Annotated in this window: 13 protein-coding genes and 1 other annotated feature; of the genes, 2 read left to right on the top strand and 11 right to left on the bottom strand. The window is 41.5% G+C overall.

What is annotated here, in order from left to right:
* Positions 1–56: 56 nt before the first annotated feature.
* The 5 genes from B7E06_RS15535 to B7E06_RS15555 all read right to left on the bottom strand — a co-directional run bounded on the left by B7E06_RS15535 (position 57) and on the right by B7E06_RS15555 (position 4589).
* Positions 57–1193: a bifunctional cystathionine gamma-lyase/homocysteine desulfhydrase gene (locus B7E06_RS15535; RefSeq protein ID WP_082234849.1), complete on the bottom strand. Its 1137-nt coding sequence runs from the start codon at positions 1191–1193 to the stop codon at positions 57–59.
* Positions 1190–2116 (bottom strand): PLP-dependent cysteine synthase family protein, encoded by a 927-nt coding sequence (locus B7E06_RS15540; protein ID WP_082234850.1) that lies wholly within the window; start codon positions 2114–2116, stop codon positions 1190–1192. The genes B7E06_RS15535 and B7E06_RS15540 overlap by 4 nt, the downstream gene beginning before the upstream one ends.
* A 23-nt stretch (positions 2117–2139) precedes the next feature.
* Entirely contained in the window at positions 2140–2598 is a 459-nt protein-coding gene (locus B7E06_RS15545) for an S-ribosylhomocysteine lyase (RefSeq protein ID WP_082234851.1), read from the bottom strand.
* Positions 2599–2601: 3 nt separating this feature from the next.
* Positions 2602–3243: a class I SAM-dependent DNA methyltransferase gene (locus B7E06_RS15550; RefSeq protein WP_082234852.1), complete on the bottom strand. Its 642-nt coding sequence runs from the start codon at positions 3241–3243 to the stop codon at positions 2602–2604.
* Between the two features lie 170 nt (positions 3244–3413).
* Complete coding sequence (locus B7E06_RS15555; RefSeq protein ID WP_143414507.1) at positions 3414–4589, bottom strand: DEAD/DEAH box helicase; 1176 nt, start codon at positions 4587–4589, stop codon at positions 3414–3416.
* 101 nt (positions 4590–4690) lie between these two features.
* Here B7E06_RS15555 and B7E06_RS15560 point away from each other — a divergent pair, with 101 nt between their 5' ends.
* Positions 4691–5878 (top strand): M14 family metallopeptidase, encoded by a 1188-nt coding sequence (locus B7E06_RS15560; protein ID WP_082234854.1) that lies wholly within the window; start codon positions 4691–4693, stop codon positions 5876–5878.
* 42 nt (positions 5879–5920) lie between these two features.
* Here B7E06_RS15560 and B7E06_RS15565 read toward each other — a convergent pair whose 3' ends face one another.
* The 5 genes from B7E06_RS15565 to B7E06_RS15585 all read right to left on the bottom strand — a co-directional run bounded on the left by B7E06_RS15565 (position 5921) and on the right by B7E06_RS15585 (position 11668).
* Positions 5921–6271: a hypothetical protein gene (locus B7E06_RS15565; protein WP_082234855.1), complete on the bottom strand. Its 351-nt coding sequence runs from the start codon at positions 6269–6271 to the stop codon at positions 5921–5923.
* 576 nt (positions 6272–6847) lie between these two features.
* Positions 6848–8017 carry an acetyl-CoA C-acyltransferase gene (locus B7E06_RS15570; protein WP_082234856.1) on the bottom strand — a complete coding sequence of 390 codons (1170 nt, stop codon included), beginning with the start codon at positions 8015–8017 and terminating at the stop codon, positions 6848–6850.
* Positions 8018–8292: 275 nt separating this feature from the next.
* Complete coding sequence (gene argH / locus B7E06_RS15575) at positions 8293–9666, bottom strand: argininosuccinate lyase (protein WP_082234857.1); 1374 nt, start codon at positions 9664–9666, stop codon at positions 8293–8295.
* Complete coding sequence (locus B7E06_RS15580; RefSeq protein WP_082234858.1) at positions 9659–10894, bottom strand: argininosuccinate synthase; 1236 nt, start codon at positions 10892–10894, stop codon at positions 9659–9661. Before B7E06_RS15580 ends, argH begins: the two co-directional genes overlap by 8 nt.
* Positions 10895–10944: 50 nt before the next feature.
* Positions 10945–11162, bottom strand: a binding site (T-box leader).
* Between the two features lie 176 nt (positions 11163–11338).
* Complete coding sequence (locus B7E06_RS15585; protein WP_082234859.1) at positions 11339–11668, bottom strand: four-helix bundle copper-binding protein; 330 nt, start codon at positions 11666–11668, stop codon at positions 11339–11341.
* Positions 11669–12417: 749 nt separating this feature from the next.
* On the opposite strand from B7E06_RS15585, the gene B7E06_RS15590 reads away from it, so the two are divergent.
* On the top strand, positions 12418–13860 hold the full coding sequence (locus B7E06_RS15590) for an MDR family MFS transporter (protein WP_082234860.1): 1443 nt from the start codon (positions 12418–12420) through the stop codon (positions 13858–13860).
* A gap of 28 nt (positions 13861–13888) precedes the next feature.
* Here B7E06_RS15590 and B7E06_RS15595 read toward each other — a convergent pair whose 3' ends face one another.
* Positions 13889–14104, bottom strand: a complete 216-nt coding sequence (locus tag B7E06_RS15595; RefSeq protein ID WP_082234861.1) for a hypothetical protein — start codon at positions 14102–14104, stop codon at positions 13889–13891.
* Between the last annotated feature and the right edge of the window lie 80 nt (positions 14105–14184).

Below are 14184 nucleotides of genomic sequence, written 5' to 3' on the forward strand. Positions count from 1 at the left end.
AAAAAAAAAAAAAAAAAAAAAAAAATACGGAAGTCGAGTAACTCTCGACAACCGTATTACTTTCTTAATGCTTCCAGAAAATCTTCTTTTAAATCTTCAATATCCTCAAGTCCAATGGAAACACGCACGAGCCCATCAGAAATTCCGAGTTCTGCTCTGCGATCTGCTGGTATGGACGCATGAGTCATCATGGCAGGGACCGATATTAAGCTTTCCACAGCTCCAAGACTTTCTGCCAGAGTGAAATACTTAACATTTCGCAGTACCTTATCTGCTTTTTCCCCGCTTCCTACGTCAAAGGAAATCATGCCGCCATTTCCTTTTGCCTGCTTCTTATGAACTTCATGACCGGCGTGAGATTCAAGTCCTGGATAGTAAATGTTTGTAATCTCAGGCAGTCCTTCTAAAAATTCTACAAACTGCTTTGTATTACTTTCAATTTCTTCCATACGCACCCCAAGCGTTTTAATTCCACGCATTAACAGCCAGGAATCTTGCGGCCCTAAAATGCCCCCTGAAGAATTCAATACGAAATGTACATCTTCAGCCAGCTGCTTTGAATTAACAACAACTAAGCCTGCAACCACATCGCTGTGGCCTCCAAGATATTTAGTCGCACTATGAAGCACCACGTCAGCTCCAAAATCTATTGGATTCTGCCAATAAGGTGTGCTGAATGTATTGTCGACAATGAAGGTTAAGTCTTTAGACTTTGCCAGCTCTGAAACTTTATTCATGTCGGTTATTTTTAATAACGGATTTGTCGGTGTTTCTACATAAATTGCTTTCGTCCGGTCATTAACCGCGGCTTCGATGTTTTCAATATGGCTCGTGTCTACAAAGCTTGCTTCAATGCCAAAACGGTTCATCACTTTAGATACAAGCCTGTAGCTGCCCCCATATACATCATCAGTAAAAACTATATGATCTCCTTGATTATATGTCATTAATACAGCAGTAATGGCTGCCATACCGGAGCCGAAAGCAAAGCCTGCATAACCGCCCTCCAGCTCTTTAATTAATTCTTCTAAAGCAAACCGCGTAGGGTTTCCCGTTCGTGAATATTCATAACCAGAGTGTTTGCCCACACCTTCCTGTTTGTACGTACTTACTTGATAAATTGGGACAGAAACAGCTCCTGTCTTTTCATCTCCTGTAATGCCTCCATGAATTAGCTGGGTTTTCTTCCTCATTTTATTTCCTCCTCGTAAATACCCTGACTGATATATCGTTCACTGCTGTCTGGAAAAATGGTAACAATTTTTGTTCCCGGCTCCGCTGACTCCGCTTCCCTCATCGCAGCTTCAAAGGCTGCGCCAGAAGAGCTAGCCACAAGAAGCCCCTCATGCAGCGCAAGTTTTTTAAGCCTGGAGAAAGCGATTTCATCAGTTATCGTATGAATGGAATCAAAGTATCGCTTATCCATATACTCCGGCAAAAACTCCATTCCTATGCCTTCCGTCCGGTGTGGACCTGATTTGCCTCCATTTAAGATAGAGCCTTGAGGTTCCACGATTACTGTTTTTATCTTTGGATTTTTTTCTTTTAAGAATTGAGACGTTCCCATAAAAGTACCGCCTGTACCGCCGCCCGCAACAAAAATATCCACTTCCCCATCCATGTCTTCATAAATTTCCGGTCCAAGAGTCTCATAGTATGCGGCAGGATTTGCAGAGTTTGAAAATTGCTGAGGACTATAAGAGTTTTCGATATCTCTCTGTAATTCCTTAGCTTTTTCAATAGCTCCTTTCATTCCTAATGATGTTTTTGTATTAACAATTTGGGCGCCCAGGGCTTTCATCAGCGTTTGTTTTTCCTGACTGAACTTTTGGGGAACAACAAAGATTACGCGATAGCCTTTACCGACTGCTGCCATTGCAAGACCGATGCCAGTGTTGCCGGCCGTTGGTTCAATAATAGTGCCGCCAGGCTTTAGTAATCCTTTCGTTTCAGCATCTTCAATCAGTTTTAAACCCAGACGGTCTTTAATACTTCCGCCTGGGTTCATAAATTCAAGCTTTGCAAAAATCCGTGCATTGTTTGGAATCGCTATATGACTGATTTCAATCATCGGCGTCCTTCCAATTAAGGATTGAACACTCTTCACGTATCCCATTGTGCTTTCCTCACCTTCTGCAGTTAGAAAACTTCAGTCCATTCATTACGTTTATCAAGAAGTTCTTGAGCAAGTTCTTTTGCTCCTTCAAGGCTGTGGCTGGCTGCAAAACCGCACTGCACCTCATTACAGGCCGGCACTTCATCAGCTTTAAGTACGTCCTGTAATGTTTTTTCCAACACCTCTAATACATTTTCATAACTATCGTCATTGAGAACAGCCAAGTAAAAACCTGTCTGGCACCCCATCGGTCCTATATCAATGATCCGGTCATGGTGATCCCGGCTCTTTTCAGCCATTAAGTGCTCAAGAGAATGCAGAGACGGCATTTGCATATGCTCTTTGTTAGGCTGTTTTAAACGGATGTCATATTTGTAAATTTTATCGCCATGTTCGCCTTCCGTCACGCCTACTAAGCGTACATAAGGTGCTTTGACTTTCGTGTGGTCAAGATTAAAGCTTTCTACGTTCATTTTTGGCATACATCATTCTCCTTTTTTAGCATGAATTAACCAGGCAAATTTGTTCAACTGCTTAAATGAAACTACATAGCCTAATTGTAGAAACATCTGCTCTAAATCTTCAAGAAAAGGATAGTACTCCTCCCGAAGATCCTGTGCTAGATTCAGGTGTCCTTGATCCTCAGCTTCCTGAATTAATTGCTGCTTATATGCTTCATCTTTAAACAGGGTATCTATAAAAATTACTTCTCCATCTGCTTCCAGTTTATCATAATATTGCTTAAGCGCTAAGCGTTTCTCCTGGTCATTTAAGTGATGAAATGCAAATGAACTGACTACAGAACGAACCGGTGTCTGCAAAGACGGAAAATTAATAAAGTCTCCGCGATAAATAGCAGCTTCAGGGCATTTAACAAGAGCTATCTTCCGCATTTCATCAGAAGGCTCGATCCCGATCACCACTTTATTTTGATCTGTCATTTTTTTTGTTAAATTAGCCGTGCCTACTCCAAATTCGAGGACTGGGGATATAGCTATGTCCGCTAGCTCCTGAAGCATCTGCTCGTATCCTGCGAACACTTCTTTATATTCGGGATCACTTCCGTTTACCGTATCATCATATGAGCTCGCCCATTGATTAAAAAGATCCACAAATTCTATTCCCATCTTCATTCATCCCCTCATTATTCATAATTCCTATAAGGTTACTTGGAATTATATTATTACTTTATCATATAAGAAATAATTGCACAACGTTCTTGATTTTTTCTCTTATCATTTAAATGAAACCTCATGAATTAAAAAAGCTGCCGAAACTTATGCTCGGCAGCTTTTTTTCATCTCTTTTTCCGTTTAGTATATCGTTTTTCCTTAACAACTGGTTCCGTCTCACGTTTTCCAGGAGCCAACGTTTTCAGTGAACGACGCTGTAATTTCTCTCCAATTCTTTTCTCAATAAGCTCTAAAGCCTGCATATCTTTGGGAGCAGCAAAAGTGATTGCCAGTCCTTTTCCCCCGGCCCGGCCGGTTCGGCCGATACGATGAATGTAGCTTTCAGAATCCTGTGGGATATCATAATTAAAGACATGAGTGACTCCTTCGACATCAAGCCCTCTTGCGGCTACATCCGTGGCCACTAGATATTGAATCTGAGCTTCTCTGAAACTTTTCATTACTTTCTCCCGCTTGTTCTGCGACAAATCTCCATGTAGTTCATCCACGTTAAAGCCAGCACTCTTTAATGCTCCATATAACTTACTGGCCCTTCGTTTCGTACGGCAGAAAATCACAGCTAAAAACGGACGATGTTCTTTCATAATTTCAATAAGCATCTCTTGTTTAGCCCGGTCTGTTGTTTTATAAAGCAGCTGTTTAATTTCAGATAAGGTTACCGCTTCTGATTTTATTTGAATACGAAGAGGTTTTTTCAAATATTTTTTCGCTAGCTTATTTACTTTAGGAGAAATTGTAGCGGAAAAGGCGCCTGTTTGGCGGCTGGAAGGAGTATATGATAATATATTTTCCACTTCAGGGAGAAAACCTGTCTCCAGCATTTGGTCAGCTTCATCAAGAATCACATATTTCACTTTAGATAAATCTACGGTTTCTCTATTTAAGTGATCCAACAGTCTGCCAGGTGTAGCGATAATGATATGAGGGTGACCTTCAAGTTTTTTTATTTGTCGATTTACATCCTGTCCCCCATAGACAGATAGAACCTGAGTTTCTTCTGAAACAAGTTTTTCGAGTTCCGTAGTTATCTGTAAAGCAAGCTCACGGGTTGGAGTAATGATTAAACCTTGGACATATTTTTCGGAGCTTTCTACCTCTTGTAAAAGAGGTAATAAAAAAGCGAGCGTCTTCCCCGTACCTGTCTGCGCCTGTGCTACGATATCTTTTCCTTCAAGCAGGGCAGGAATTGCCTCCACCTGTATGTCAGTAGGGGCTGCAATGTTCTGTTCTTTCAATTTTTCAATAAAAAACGGGGACACCCCGAGCTCTTTAAAATTCATTATTAGTTAATACCTGCTTTCTTTTGATTTGAAGATTAGAAACATTTTTAATAATGCCTGGCCATATAGTATTGTAAACGACTATAAGGAGGCAGAAATTCATGGAAATCCTTATACGGCCGGGAGATTCCTTATGGTCTTATGCCCGTGCTTTTAATGTTCCATTACCTCTCATTATTCATTCTAATCCTACATTAAACCCTAATGCCTTGTCGACTGGTCAAGCTGTTCAAATACCAGGATACCGTTTACGGTCCTATACAATTAAAAATGGAGACAGCTTTTATAAGATTGCCACTCAAAACCGAGTTTCCATTGATACGTTGCTGTTGGCCAACCCTGAAGTAAATTTTAATGACCTGCAGATTGGTCAGACGATAGAGGTTCCATTTCGTGTAACGAGCACAATCATTAATCCCAGGCAAAATTATGATTCCACCATTCTAACGACTGACATTGCCGCATTATCGAAGCTGTACCCCTTCCTAAGACGACGTTCAATTGGTACAAGTGTCATGGGCAAAGAATTAATTGAATTCCAGATTGGGAATGGCAGCAAACTCGTTCATTGGAACGGCTCCTTTCACGCCAATGAATGGATAACTACTGCTGTTATAATGCAGTTTGTAAACGAATATCTCCTGTCATTAACGAACAACGAAGTTATCCGGGGCCGCCGTATGCTTCCCTTTTACAATGACGTAACTTTGTCAATTGTACCGATGGTTGATCCCGATGGAGTTGATCTTGTATTAAACGGGCCACCAGCAGGAAGCTATGGGGAAGAAGCATTGAGAATTAATCGGGGAAGCACTGAATTCAATGGCTGGAAAGCTAACATCCGCGGAGTAGATCTTAACAAACAATTCCCGGCTAAATGGGAATTGGAAGCTGAACGCAAACCTAAAGAACCTGCTCCAAGAGATTTTCCAGGGTACGAACCGCTTACCGAGCCTGAATCTATTGCCATGGCTGAGCTTGCAGGCGAATTAGATTTCGAAAAAATGCTGGCTTTTCATACACAAGGGGAGGTTATATTTTGGGGATTTGAAGGCCTGGAGCCTCCACGATCACGAGCTATTGTCAATGAATTTTCAAGAGTCAGCGGATATGAGCCAATCCGGTATGTAGATAGCTTTGCCGGGTACAAAGACTGGTTTATTCAAGATTTCAGAGAACCTGGTTTTACCGTTGAACTTGGTCAGGGGATGAACCCGCTGCCAATCAGCCAGTTTGATGAAATTTATCAAAAAACGCTGGGTATATTTCTTGCCAGTATGTACATGTGATATATAAACCAAAAACAGGGCCGTCATTATGACAGCCCTGTTTTAAATATCGTCCTGATTCATATGTGCCTTATTTTCTTTAAGAATTGTCAAAGCTTCTTTATAATTTTCTTCTGCAACATCAAACTGAAGAAGCTGGGTTAAATGTCCGGCTTCCTCCTCTATATCTTCTTTTTGGCTGTCTTTTTTAGGGTTAAGGAAATCTGTAAAACCGGCTACTCCTGTAACTGCTGAAGTTCCGCTTTGATTAAGCACAGGGACAACTCCTGTTACATTTCTTCCTTCGGGGATAGCTTCAACTATATCATTTTCAACAGGCATTTTCTGAAGGGCAGCGCGTGCGCCTTCGGCATCGTTTTCATTTTTGAAATAGGCTTCTACATGCTTCTTCATCGTAAGTTCCCTCTCCTTTTAGAATTCTTTGAGATATTTTCACTATTCCCCAAATGACCTTAAATATAACAATGTTAAAGTATCATGAGAAAATAGTTCTGTTTATCCTAAGGAAGAAGCACCGGGCCTGGAGAGGATTCTTTGATTCTCAGAAATATGAGCTTCCTGTTCCGTTTGCCTGAATATAGAGAACCGTGCCTGGGGAAAGACTCGCTTTCCATGGGCGAACGGTGAGCTTCCTCAGGCAAAGCCTTCCGGGATCTCACCCTGTTCTATCCTCCCATAGGAGTCTCGCCGTTTCCCCCGGCCCTTTATGGTTTTAAGAGTAACGGAACCTTACGAAAGCGAGCTTAAAGATCTTTCACACTGGATTTTTAGCGTTCCGTTTCCACTCCTAAAGATAAAGAGGCTGGGAAATGGCGAGACTCCTGCAGGGAGATAGAACCAAGGTGAGATCCGCGAGTGGAACGAGCTAGCTCACCGGCTCTCCTCTAAAAAGCGATTGATTCCTAAGGTTCGAATCTTTTCTAACTGAGGCAGCGGCTTCTTTTTTCTTAGAAAAAGTTCACTTACAAATCAGACCCATTCCGCCGGAACTTCTATGAGGATCGCATATCCTTGGCCGCCGCCTCCACATAGGGAAGCGATGCCTCTTCCTCCGCCGCGGCGTTTTAATGCATGAATAAGGGTTAGCATCAACCGGAATCCTGTTCCGCCAAGCGGGTGTCCAATGGCAATCGCTCCGCCGTTTATGTTTACTTTATCAGGCTCCAGCTCCAATTCGTTCATACTCGCGATCGCCACACTGGCAAAAGCTTCATTTATTTCAAATAGGTCAATGTCATCTTTTGTTAACCCATGTCCTCTTAGGATTTTATTGATAGCATCAGCCGGCTTGGTGTGAAGACTAGCATCTGGACCGGCTGTTTCCGACCAGCCAATTATTCTGGCAAGGGGTGTCTTCCCTATCTTCTCTGCATATCTCTCTGTCGAAACCAGGCCTATGCTTGCTCCATCAGACATCTGGGAGGCATTTCCTGCAGTGATTGTGCCGCCTTTTCTAAATGCAGGTTTCAGAGAGTTTAACTTTTCAATAGTAGAACCGGCCCGTACTCCTTCATCATGTCTGAGCTCTTCCCGGCCATTGAAAACAGGAACAATCTCATCATCCAGCCAGCCTTCTTCTTGAGCCTTTGCTGCTTTTAAATGGGAATTTAACGCGAATTTATCCTGTTCCTCTCTATTAATAGAGAAACTTTCATTCTGTTCATCAGTTAAGAGGCCCATGGACTGGTCACTTAAAGAACACCAAAGTCCATCATTTATGAGAGAGTCGGTCATTTCTAAAGAGCCTGCCCCTGCACCATTGCGAAGGGACGCTACATGGGGAGCATTCGTCATTGAATCAAATCCACCGGTTACGTATAATTCTCCTTCATCCAATTGAATTCTTCTTGTCGCATCAATAACCGTGGCGAGACCTCCAAGGCAGACATTATTAATGGTAATGGCCGGAACTTCAAGTGAAATTCCTGATTTTACAGCTACGTTTCTTGCTGGATTCTGGCCCTGACCAGCTTGAATGACTTGAGCTAGTATTACCCCGCTTGCATCCTTTGTTTCTGGTACGCGTTCTACAAGTTCTTTTGCAGCGTATACGCCTAAATCTTTTGCGTTTAACTTTGTAAATCCCCCTTTCCACTTTCCAAAAGGGGTGCGGACTCCATCTAATATAACAGCATTCATTTTGACATGCCTCCTTTAGCATTAAGCTTCATAGCGAATGCACTATAAATTAAGAAAGCCTCTTTCCAAAATGGAAAGAGGCAGAAGATCTCATCTGTTGGACGTATATCTGTCGAAAAGAGCACCTCGTCCAAAGACCGGCTGCCGGGCGTCAAAGGGACAAGTCCCCCAGCCTGCTCTCTATAAGAAAGTGCTATTGCCGTTATGAAGTTACTTGCATACTACAAATAATCAATTCTAAAGTCAACTACTTTCAGAAAATTCCGCTGATATACCTAGGAAAGGTGATTCTTTGCAAGTGAGAGCTGTTCTTTCACCTGCTCAAACCCTGTACCGCCTTCACTGGCTCTCGCAGCTACTACGTGATCCGGCGCCAGTTTTTCATAAATGTCTTCTTCAAAAAGCTCAGAAAACTGCTTATACTCATCGAGCGTTAAATCAAGCAGAAACTTTTCCTGGTTGATTGCGTATAAAACAACTTGACCGATTACTGAATGGGCATCCCTGAAAGGCAGCCCTTTTACAGCTAAATAGTCAGCAATATCTGTCGCGTTTGAATAGTCTTCATTTACGGCCTGGCGCATATTGGCACTTTTCACTTCCATCGTAGAGAGCATTGGCGCTAATAAGGACAGAGCCCCATCAAGCGTATCTACCGTATCAAACATGCCCTCTTTGTCTTCCTGCATATCTTTATTGTAAGCGAGCGGAAGACCTTTAAGGAGTGTTAACAGACCCATTAAATTGCCATAAATGCGTCCCGTTTTTCCGCGGAGAAGTTCAGGCACGTCTGGATTTTTCTTCTGCGGCATTATGCTTGAGCCTGTACAAAACGCATCATCCAGTTCTATAAAATTAAATTCCTGACTGCTCCAAAGAATCAACTCTTCTGACAGTCTTGAAATATGTGTAATTAAGATAGATGAAATTGATAAGAATTCCAGAATAAAATCACGGTCACTGACCGCATCTAGCGAATTAGGATACACATGCTCAAACCCTAGTGTTTCAGCCGCCATTTTTCTATCAATTGGATAAGGTGTACCTGCAAGCGCAGCTGCTCCTAAAGGAGACCAGTCAATTCGTTTTAAACTATCCTTTAAACGTTCTTTATCCCGCTCAAACATCCAGAAGTATGCAAGTAAATGGTGGGCGAACGATACAGGCTGAGCCCTTTGAAGATGCGTATATCCCGGTATAATCGTTTCTACGTGCTGTTCTGCCTGTTCTGTCAGAGATTTCTGCACAGCTTCCACTAATTGAATAAAGTGCTGTGTTTTTTCCTTTAGATACAGGTGCATATCTGTGGCCACCTGATCGTTGCGGCTTCTTCCGGTATGAAGTTTTCCACCGACAGGACCTATCTCATCAATCAGCAGTTTTTCGATATTCATATGGATATCTTCATCTGCGACGGAAAACTCTACTTCACCGTTTTCAATTTTCTGTTGAATTTTGTGCAGGCCTTCAGTAATTTGAGCAGCCTCATTTTCATCAATGATCTTGCATTTCCCCAGCATATCCACATGAGCCAGACTGCCTTTAATATCTTGTAGAGCTAATTTAACATCAAAGCCGATCGAAGAAGTATATTCTTCGACCAGCTTATCTGTTGGTTTTGTAAATCTTCCGCCCCAAAGCTTACTCATTCACACTCACCGGCACTTTCTTAGCTGCAATTGGTTTTTTATGCACATCTGCATTTACTTTCGTTGGAAGTCCCCAAAGCTTAATGAAGCCTACAGCTGCATTGTGATCAAATGCATCGTTCTTAGAATACGTAGATAGTTCTTCGTTATAAAGGCTGACAGGAGATTTTTTGCCTGTCACATTGTAATGACCTTTGAACAGCTTCACTTTAACTGTTCCGGTTACTACTTTCTGTGTTTCTTCAACAAATGCCTGCAAAGCCGGCTGAAGCGGTGAATACCATAGGCCATCATAGATCATTTTCGCCATCTGCTGTTCCACATTCACTTTATATTGAGAAACTTCTCTGGTTAATGTCAAGAACTCAAGCTCTTTGTGAGCATTGATTAAAATCATCGCCCCCGGGTTTTCATAAACTTCTCTTGATTTAATACCGACAAGACGGTTTTCTGTATGGTCTATACGTCCAACGCCATGGATACCGCCAAGTTCATTTAGTTTTTCAATCAATGGCACAATGTCCATCTGTTTTCCATCAATCGCTACAGGTATGCCTTCATTAAATTCAATTTCAATAGTATCTGGTGTATCAGGAGTCTTTTCTATTGGATTCGTCCAGGCATAAGCAGCTTCAGGAGCTTCCTGCCACGGATCCTCAAGAACACCCGCTTCACATGCACGGCCCCAGATGTTGGCATCGATTGAAAATGGATTATCTAAATTAACAGGAACCGGGATCCCTTTCTCTTCTGCATATTTAATCTGCTCATCACGGGTCATACCCCATTCTCTTACAGGTGCAATGATCTCAAGGTCAGGATTCAATGCTTGGATCGATACTTCAAATCTTACTTGATCATTCCCTTTTCCTGTACAGCCATGCGCAACAGCCACTGCTCCTTCCTGCTCTGCAACCTCAACGAGCAGTTTAGAGATAAGAGGACGGGAAAGTGCTGAAGATAAAGGATATTTCCCTTCATATAATGCGTTCGCTTTAAGTGCAGGCATTAAATAGTTCTCTGCCAGCATTTCCTTTGCATCTACCATGATTGCCTTAATAGCACCCACATCCAGTGCTTTTTGGCGAATCGCTTCAAGATCTTTCCCTTCGCCTACATCTAATCCCAGAGCAATTACATCGTATCCGTATTTTTCCTGAATCCATTTTACTGAAATTGATGTGTCCAATCCGCCTGAATATGCTAATACTACTTTAGGTTTTGCCATAATAAATGCCTCCTTATTATTGTCCATCAAAAAGTCCGCCTCTTTTGGATAAAAGAGACGGACTTGTTATTCTGTCCGCGGTACCACTCTATTTGCCTATGGTTTATAGGCCGCCTTAAATACTGATAACGGGAGGTCCCGGTCCGGGCTACTTTATTCACCCAAACTTCTCGGAAGTGCGTTTCGATATGTTTCAAATACCAGGCTCCCACCCGCCCTGGTTCGCTGAGATTCTCAACATGTCTACTCTCTTCGTCGTTGAATTCATTTATCGTTTCTGTATTTTTATTATTAATTGTTTATAATTATACATGGATATGAAAAGAAGTCAACGGTTGTGTGTAAATTTTTTTCTAGAAAAAATTGCTCCTTCTATCTTCCCTGTTTATCCAAATTTGTAAAATAAAAAAACACCCGACCAGGTCGGGTGTTTCGGTAAATCCTTTATGAGACTAGCTTTCTGCATTCTTCTGCACAGGCAAAGCATGCGTCCGCACATTTCTTACAATGGTCGTGATCATGCTTGTTGCATTCTTCCCCACAGGCTTCACAGATTTTAGCACAGGCTTCTGCTAACTCTGAGACAAATGGAGTTCCTCTTGTGAGTGCTTGTTCGAAAAATCCACACATATCAGCACATTCACGATCAGTCCTAATACATTCTGCCATCATTTTGACATCCTCTTCTTGCAGGCAGGCATTATAGCAGTGGTTACAAGCCTCCATACATTCATGCAATTTTTCAATAGTTGATTGGTATTCCTGATGCGACATTTAAACCCCTCCCAGGTAAAGTATTTTACATTCCTCTCTACCCAGGTAGTCCAGTCACTTAAACATATTGTATGCTGAATATTTTTATAATTTATTATCTATAACAAAAAACTTTGCTTGTTTGTTTCAGTGTCTTACATACTCCCTTATGCAAATTTTGTAGATATTTTTGTTGTTTAAAATTATGCAGAAAACGGTATTAAGTAAACTATAGAAAGAAAAAATTATTTAGGAGGCGAATACGAATGAAAATTACTGCCGGCAGCTGGAGAATGCTTTCCACACAAGAAAAGCTATATATCCTTCGTAAAATTAGTCATTTCCCTCACCTGCTAGAAGCTAAATAAATTTTCCAGGAAAGGAAGTTGTCGCTTATTACTTTACAGGAAAATAGGCAGTGGAAGATGATTTTACCGATAAACATATAATTTTAATTCAGTTGAAGTAGATATATACTTAATTTCTATTAAATCATCTTCCTTATTTATACACTCATCCTACTACTCCCTTTATATATTTCCTCTGAATACTTCCCCATGCATTAAATAGATCCGCCGGAGAAGCTGTATCCGGCGGATTTTTTATTTGTCTGCACCGTCTCTTATTTTCCATTATTTTTTATTAGAAAATTTGTTTTTTTTCAAAGCATCTTAGTTGTATGCCTGCCCTGTTAAGGAGTATAATCATTCCTTAGTTATTAAGCGTGTATTCCAGGATTTGTGATGCATATAGAAAGGGGGAAACCGCTGATGCCGCAAAATTATAATAAAGTCCTCATTGCCGCACTTCTGATTGCTGGATCGTTTATTACTATTTTAAACCAGACACTGATGATTACGGCTATTCCTCCTATTATGGAAGAAATGAATATTTCAGCTAATACAGGTCAGTGGCTGACTACAGTGTTTATGCTGGTGAATGGCATTATGATTCCAATCAGTGCTTTTCTAATAGAAAGATTTACAACAAGGCAGCTATTTATTACGGCCATGGGCATCTTTGCTTTTGGAACTGTTGTGGGAGGACTGGCTCCTAATTTTGAATTTCTGCTGGCAGGACGAGTTATTCAGTCTGCAGGTGCCGGTGTTATGCTTCCTTTAATGCAGACTGTTTTTCTGCTGATTTTCCCTGTAGAAAAACGCGGGGCAGCTATGGGCTATATCGGACTGGTTATCTCTTTCGCTCCAGCAATCGGGCCAGCTTTATCAGGATGGGTAACAGCAAACTACAGCTGGAGATTCCTTTTCTGGTTTATTTTCCCATTAGCTATCATTATGATTTTCGTTGCCTTTTATATTTTAAGAAACGTAACAGAGCTGAAAAATCCTAAAGTGGATCCTGTGTCTATCATTTTGTCTTCTCTCGGTTTTGGCAGCCTGCTTTACGGTTTTACAAGTGCCGGTAATAATGGCTGGGCCAGTCCAGTAACTATCGGGGTTCTTATTTTTGCAGCCCTTACATTAATAGTTTTCATTACAAGGCAGCTTAAAATGGAACACCCGATGCTTGAATTCCGTGTCTTTAAGCTTGGCACGTTTACCATTACTACGATTATTGGAATGGTCGGCTTTATGGGATTAATCGGGGCAGAAACTCTTATCCCGCTATATATGCAGAATATGAGAGACTTCACAGCAATGGAATCTGGACTCGTACTACTCCCAGGTGCGCTGATTTCTGGCTTTATGTCTCCGATTACGGGAAGAATTTTTGATAGAATTGGTGCAAGGCTGCTAGCCATTGTCGGCCTTTCTATTATGACAGCAGCATCTTTAGGGCTTGCTTTTCTATCGGCTGAAACTTCCCTCATGTTCTTAACAGTTATGTACGCCATCCGGATGTTCGGTTTTGCCATGGTGATGATGCCTGTAACAACAGCAGGATTAAATCAGCTTCCGCCAAAACTAATCCCGCACGGTGCAGCTATGAGCAACACGATGCGCCAAATTGCAGCTTCTGTAGGAACAGCGATTCTAGTTACAGTAATGACCACAACAGCTCAGACAGCTGATCAGCGTCCAACCATTCCACACCCTGAAATTCACGGCGTGAATGTCGCATTTCTCGTTATAACAGCATTGTCGTTTATAGCGTTAATTCTATCCATCTTTGTAAAAAGGACATATCCGCCTACGGATGAAGAGTGGGAGGCTCAATCTGAACAAAAAGAAGCACTTAAACGGAACGGCTAAAGCCGACCGTTAAGTGCTTTTTATATTATTAATTGTCTTGATCTTCCTCCTGGTCATCTTCATTATCCTCTGCACCATTTCCTCCATCACCTTCGTCGGATTGATCTCCGTCATAATTTTCTTCGTTCATATCGTCATTCATTTCCTGATCCTCATTTTCCTGCTGTTCATCTTCTCCCCCGCAAGCGCTAAGAAGAGATAAAGCAAAAATCGAGATACCCAGTTTATATATCCATTTTTTCAAAAATAATCCTCCTCATTAAATGATATATAATTAAAGGTACCCGACTCATTTAAAGGTAAATCTGTCTATTTTTTAAAAAT

This window comes from Halobacillus massiliensis (genome assembly GCF_900166625.1).
GTDB lineage: Bacteria > Bacillota > Bacilli > Bacillales > Halobacillaceae > Halobacillus_A > Halobacillus_A massiliensis.

Bases quoted from the DNA above. Each gene is read 5' to 3' on its own strand.
- B7E06_RS15580 (WP_082234858.1), bottom strand. From the start codon at position 10,894: ATGGCAAAACCTAAAGTAGTATTAGCATATTCAGGCGGATTGGACACA.
- B7E06_RS15540 (WP_082234850.1), bottom strand. From the start codon at position 2,116: ATGGGATACGTGAAGAGTGTTCAATCCTTAATTGGAAGGACGCCGATG.
- B7E06_RS15545 (WP_082234851.1), bottom strand. From the start codon at position 2,598: ATGCCAAAAATGAACGTAGAAAGCTTTAATCTTGACCACACGAAAGTC.
- B7E06_RS15590 (WP_082234860.1), top strand. From the start codon at position 12,418: ATGCCGCAAAATTATAATAAAGTCCTCATTGCCGCACTTCTGATTGCT.
- B7E06_RS15535 (WP_082234849.1), bottom strand. From the start codon at position 1,193: ATGAGGAAGAAAACCCAGCTAATTCATGGAGGCATTACAGGAGATGAA.
- argH (WP_082234857.1), bottom strand. From the start codon at position 9,666: ATGAGTAAGCTTTGGGGCGGAAGATTTACAAAACCAACAGATAAGCTG.
- B7E06_RS15550 (WP_082234852.1), bottom strand. From the start codon at position 3,243: ATGGGAATAGAATTTGTGGATCTTTTTAATCAATGGGCGAGCTCATAT.
- B7E06_RS15565 (WP_082234855.1), bottom strand. From the start codon at position 6,271: ATGAAGAAGCATGTAGAAGCCTATTTCAAAAATGAAAACGATGCCGAA.
- B7E06_RS15585 (WP_082234859.1), bottom strand. From the start codon at position 11,668: ATGTCGCATCAGGAATACCAATCAACTATTGAAAAATTGCATGAATGT.
- B7E06_RS15555 (WP_143414507.1), bottom strand. From the start codon at position 4,589: ATGAATTTTAAAGAGCTCGGGGTGTCCCCGTTTTTTATTGAAAAATTG.
- B7E06_RS15560 (WP_082234854.1), top strand. From the start codon at position 4,691: ATGGAAATCCTTATACGGCCGGGAGATTCCTTATGGTCTTATGCCCGT.
- B7E06_RS15570 (WP_082234856.1), bottom strand. From the start codon at position 8,017: ATGAATGCTGTTATATTAGATGGAGTCCGCACCCCTTTTGGAAAGTGG.